Origin of the sequence: Pseudonocardia pini (genome assembly GCF_013870575.1) — a bacterium.
GTDB classification, from domain to species: Bacteria; Actinomycetota; Actinomycetes; order Mycobacteriales; family Pseudonocardiaceae; genus Pseudonocardia; species Pseudonocardia pini.
The window spans coordinates 1-2,929 of sequence record NZ_JACBXB010000702.1; the positions used below are offsets into that span (position 1 = coordinate 1).

Consider the following 2,929-nt stretch of genomic DNA (forward strand, 5'->3'; position numbering starts at 1 on the left):
CCGGACGCACCCCCCGTGACCAGCGCGGTGTGGGACGCGGCGGCCATCACACGTTCCTCAGGAAGGTGTCCATGACCTTGGCGCCGAACTCCAGCGCGTCGATCGGGACGCGCTCGTCGATGCCGTGGAAGAGCGAGGCGAAGTCCAGGTCCGGCGGCAGCCGCAGCGGCGCGAAGCCGAAGCAGCGCATTCCCAGGTCGGTGAAGGCCTTCGCGTCCGTGCCACCGGAGAGCATGTAGGGCACGGTCTTCGCGGTGGGGTCCTCGGTGCGCAGCGCGGCGGCCATGGCCTCGACCAGCGGGCCGTCGAACTCGGTCTCCAGGGCCGGGAGGTCCTGGATCCACTCGCGCTCGACGTCCGGGCCCAGCAGCTCGTCGATCTCGGCCAGGAAGGCCTCCCGACGCCCGGGCAGCACCCGGCAGTCGACCGTCGCCTCGGCCGTCGAGGGGATGACGTTCGCCTTATAGCCGGCGGCGAGCATCGTGGGGTTGGCCGTGTCGCGGACCGTGGCGCCGACCATGCGGGCGACGGGGCCGAGCTTGGCGAAGGCGCCCTCGATGTCCTCGTCCGGGAAGTCCATGCCGGTCAGCGCCCGGATCTCGTCCGCGAAGGCGCGCACCGTGTCGGTCACGACCAGCGGGAACGTGTGGTTGCCCAGCCGCGCGACGGCCTCGGACAGGATCGTGACGGCGTTGTCGTCGTGGATGAACGAGCCGTGGCCGGGCCTGCCCTTGGCGCGCAGGCGCATCCACGCCATGCCCTTCTCGGCGGTCTCGATCAGGTAGACCCGCTGGTCCTCGGCGAGGGTGAGGGAGAACCCGCCCACCTCCCCGACGGCCTCGGTGCAGCCCTCGAACAGGTCCGGCCGGTTCTTCACCAGCCACTGCGAGCCGTAGGCGCCGCCCGCCTCCTCGTCGGCCAGGAAGGCGAACACGATGTCCCGCGGGGGCACGAACCCCTCCCGCTTGAACTGCCGCGCGACGGCGATCGTCATCGCGACCATGTCCTTCATGTCCACGGCCCCGCGGCCCCAGACGTACCCGTCCTGCACGGCGCCGGAGAAGGGGTGCACGGACCACTCGCTCGGCTCCGCGGGCACGACGTCCAGGTGGCCGTGCATCAGCAGCGCCCCCCGCTCCGGATCGGCGCCCTTCAGCCGGGCGAAGACGTTGGACCGCCCCGGGGCCCCCGAGTCGAGCACCTCGACCTCGTAACCGACCTCGGTCAGCTTCGCCGCGACGTACTCCGCGGCCTCGGACTCCCCGACGACGGTCGCGGGGTCGCCGGTGTTGGACGTGTCGATGCGGATCAGGTCAGAGCAGAGCTCGACGACCTCGTCCGCCGCGGTCAGGGGGCCGGTCATGACCATGTTCCTACCACCTGCACGACCCCCCGAACCCCTCCGCTATGCTTCCCTCGTCGCACCGGGCACGCCCGGTGAGGTCCGAGTGGCGGAATGGCAGACGCGCTAGCTTGAGGTGCTAGTCCCCGAGTAGGGGGTGGGGGTTCAAGTCCCCCCTCGGACACTCTTCTCTGATGCTGCAGTCCTCCTCCCTGTGATCCACTCCGCCCGGGCGGGGCGGTGAGGGAGTCGAGATGAGGCGCTCGCGCCGCGGGTGGGTGGAGCAGTTGCCGTCGGCGCCGGCGGTTCGATCCCGCCGTTCACCCATGGGCCCCGCACCCGCGCACTGGTGATCTCCGGGCCTCGGGTCACCCGGTGGTCAGGCTCGGAAGCGCCGGGCGAGCAGGACGAACGCGCCCGGCAGCGTGCTGACCATCGCCAGCACCCCGTAGACGACGGCGGTGGTCAGACCCTGCGCCGCACCGAGGCCGACCGCGCCGAAGGCCACCGCCGCCGTGGCCTCGCGAGGGCCGAAGCCGCCCACGTTGATCGGCAGGCCCATCACGAACAGGGCCAGGACCAACAAGGGAAGCAGCTCCGCGACGGGCGCCGTGGCGCCCGCGGCCCGCGCCGCGACGAGGAACATGCCCAGGTACCCCGCCAGGGCCAGCAGGGACAGGCCACCGACGGCGAGGCTCGCCCCTGCGGCGCGACGGACGTCGGAGAGGAGGGTGGCCACGGCGGTACGCAGGCGGGGCACGAACAGCGCGGCGGCCGCCCCCAGCGCGACCAGGCCGACGAGCGGGCCCCAGACCTGTGGCGGGATGCCGAGCACCCGCAGCACGGCAGGCTGTGCGACCAGCACCGCGGTCCCGACCACCACGAGCACGACCTGGCCCGCGGCCTTCTCGATCATGACCGCGCGGGCGGAGCGGCCGACGTCGCCGACCTCGCGTCCGTGCGCGACGGCCCGACCGACGTCCCCCAGCACGCCCGCGGGGAGCACCGAGTTCAGGAACAGCGCCTGGTAGCAGTCGCCGATCGCGGGGCGCAGGCGCAGCGGCATGCCGAGCCGCCGGGCGACCACGACCCACCGCCACGCGCTCAGGACCGTGGTCGCGACACCGATCGCCAGCGCGGCGCCGACGGCGGGCAGGTCCACGGCGCGGATGCCGTCGAGGAAGGGCCCGGCCCCGAGCCGCCACACCACCACCGCGAGCAGGGCCACCGCGAGCAGCGTCCGCACCTGTCGGTGTTTCAGCAGGGCTGCGGAGTGGTGGAGCGCGCCCAAGATCGCACGTTTCGTGCTCTCAGCGCGGCAAGATCGGGGATTGCGTGCAGTCAGTGCTGTGCTCGCCGCGCTGAGCGCACGCAATCGGCGATCTTGCTTCGCCGGCAGCTCGACCTCCCGAGCGCCACGGCCGCCGACCATGATCGTGGTTTGCGTGCTCTCAGCGCTGTCCGAACCGCGCTCAGTGCACCCAACCGGCGATCTTGCCGCGCTGAGAGCACGAAACGTGCGATCTTGGGCCGCCACCTCACCCACCCCCGGCACCGTGCTCATGCCCACACCTCGCGCATCGCCGC

Annotated in this window: 2 protein-coding genes and 1 tRNA gene; 1 reads left to right on the plus strand and 2 read right to left on the minus strand. The window is 72.4% G+C overall.

Annotation, left to right across the window (positions count from 1 at the left end):
- Positions 1-46: 46 nt before the first annotated feature.
- Positions 47-1,363, minus strand: coding sequence for a M20/M25/M40 family metallo-hydrolase (locus H5J29_RS27425; RefSeq protein ID WP_181783890.1), 1,317 nt, complete (start codon positions 1,361-1,363; stop codon positions 47-49).
- Positions 1,364-1,442: 79 nt separating this feature from the next.
- Here H5J29_RS27425 and H5J29_RS27430 point away from each other — a divergent pair.
- Positions 1,443-1,526 (plus strand) — tRNA-Leu (locus H5J29_RS27430).
- Between the two features lie 195 nt (positions 1,527-1,721).
- Here H5J29_RS27430 and H5J29_RS27435 read toward each other — a convergent pair.
- Positions 1,722-2,633, minus strand: coding sequence for a lysylphosphatidylglycerol synthase transmembrane domain-containing protein (locus tag H5J29_RS27435; protein WP_220188007.1), 912 nt, complete (start codon positions 2,631-2,633; stop codon positions 1,722-1,724).
- Positions 2,634-2,929: the final 296 nt, after the last annotated feature.